Annotated in this window: 1 protein-coding gene and 1 pseudogene; one reads left to right on the forward strand and one right to left on the reverse strand. The window is 59.1% G+C overall.

Annotated elements, in window-relative coordinates:
• On the forward strand, positions 1-166 hold a 166-nt coding region (locus AC5ZG1_RS44485), incomplete at its 5' end, for an ATP-binding protein (RefSeq protein ID WP_496136583.1).
• Between the two features lie 125 nt (positions 167-291).
• On the opposite strand, the pseudogene AC5ZG1_RS44490 reads toward AC5ZG1_RS44485, so the two are convergent.
• Positions 292-421, reverse strand: a pseudogene (locus AC5ZG1_RS44490) (response regulator); the annotation flags it as partial.

Here is a 421-nt window from a genome sequence, read left to right on the forward strand (position 1 = left end):
GATCTTCGAGCCATTCTGGAAATTGCCGAAGGCCGGGGCAGCCCCTGGCGCCGGCCTCGGCCTGACGACAGCGCAGGAGCTTCTGAAGGCGCTTGGCGGCGATATCAGTCTCGAGCATTCCGACGCAAACGGCAGCCGCTTCACCATCCGCCTTCCCGCCGGCTGAGGCAACATGTTGCAATCGCTCACCTTCGTTTGCCGTGCTTGAAGCGCATCGCCATCTCAGATTCGGTGGACGTGCTTCCTTTGCGCATGTCGCTACCGCAAAACCTTCGCGCTGTTTTGCGCGGCTCAAATGCTGTAATCGTCCTTCCAGAAATCCGGCACATCGTAGTGCACATATTCGCGGATGATGTGCTGCAGCGTCTGGACGTCGATTTCGTCCTTGCCGATGCGGAAGTCGACGCCGTAATCCGGGAAT

This window comes from Bradyrhizobium sp. Leo78 (assembly GCF_059512425.1).